The sequence below is a fragment of the Paraburkholderia sp. RL18-085-BIA-A genome (assembly GCF_046027075.1).
Taxonomy (GTDB): domain Bacteria; phylum Pseudomonadota; class Gammaproteobacteria; order Burkholderiales; family Burkholderiaceae; genus Paraburkholderia.
This window is the reverse complement of sequence record NZ_JARESU010000439.1, coordinates 1-1,279: the sequence shown is the minus strand read 5'-3', so window position 1 is coordinate 1,279 and position 1,279 is coordinate 1. Positions and strand designations below refer to the sequence as shown.

Sequence of the window (1,279 nt, the reverse complement as noted above, 5' to 3'; positions counted from 1 at the left end):
TTACGGCGCTGTCGATGCATCAGCGCCTGGTTCCTGATGGAGCGTCGCGGGTGACACGACTGCTCAGGTTGTTCGACCAGATTGAGCGCGGAGCAACGTGAGGTCGAGCGGCCACATTGTGCTTTTTCAGCACGGTCCATCTCGCATTGGCTCCGCATTGATGCAGCTGGTGTTGCATCGGACCGCCGCAGTCACTGCGATTGAATCTTTTTTCAGAACTTGCGCACTGAGCCGACATTCACGTCCTGGCGCTTGCCCAATTGGGGAGACTCGGCGAGGGTTCGCCGCCGGGTGTGAATGTATTAGTCCATCCGCGTTGCCGGAGATTGAAAAGGCCGCATCATTCTCTTCCGCCACCGTTGATCCCGCTTCCACTTCGCCAGACCTGCTTGCCCCGTTCGGAGAGTTCGCCGCAACTATGTGTTGCGTCGCCCTCTGTCCCTTCTATCGCCATCTCGCCGCCGGCCTGTTCCTGTGCCTTCTGTTTCTGCCTGTGGCGCGCCGCCACGGCTTCGTCATGCGATCTGCCTGCGTAATTCAGGGTCATTTTGCCTACTCCTTCACGTAACAGCCTTTCTTCCCGGACGCGCCACCTCGCGCGCGTCATCTCCGGGGTGACAGCTCCAATTGCTTGCGCAGTCTGTCCAATATGTGGTGTTCATCAAGCCAGCGGATGTCCCGCTTTCGCAGAGCGCTGCGCCTATACCGACGCAGCGCCGCGCCGAACATGAGCGCCAGCCCGACCGCGATGCCCCACATTGAGTGCGTCATATCATCCTTACTGGTTGTTCCCGACTTACGGCGGGCAACGACGTATTCGAGGAATCGCACGTTCACATCCCGGCGCTTCCAGGAAGCCCCCGCGCCTGCGCGTCAAGTTCCTGAACTGAACGGCAAGACGTTGGTTAGCGCTCGTGCTTCTTCAGTTCATCAATAAGCGCCAGTGTGACGAATGCAGAGCGCGTCATGCGGCGCTCTTTTGACCTTGCATCGACTAGCTGAAGCAGGCTCTCAAGCAGATGGACCTGAATGCCAACGGATTTCGAAGTAACACGTGCCAGATCGATGTCGACAAATACCCAGATCCCGTTCCCATCGTCCATTTGGAGCGCCTGCAATTCCGACGTACTGCAGGTAGGGGCGGGGATAAGTTGCTCGCTGCGGTCATACATCGCTGCCACGGTCGCCTGGGCATTGTGCGTCAGTTCGTTAAACGAATCGCCACTCGCGTCGGCGGTGGGGAAATCGGGAAAGCTGGCGCGAAAGCCCGTATTGCCAT

The 1,279-nt window shown here is 58.6% G+C and carries 2 protein-coding genes; both read right to left on the bottom strand.

Going from position 1 to position 1,279, the window contains the following annotated elements:
- Positions 1-340 precede the first annotated feature (340 nt).
- Positions 341-547, bottom strand: a complete 207-nt coding sequence (locus P0D89_RS53090; RefSeq protein WP_149675646.1) for a hypothetical protein — start codon at positions 545-547, stop codon at positions 341-343.
- Positions 548-905: 358 nt separating this feature from the next.
- On the bottom strand, positions 906-1,279 hold a 374-nt coding region (locus P0D89_RS53085), incomplete at its 5' end, for a type II toxin-antitoxin system HicB family antitoxin (protein ID WP_408371285.1).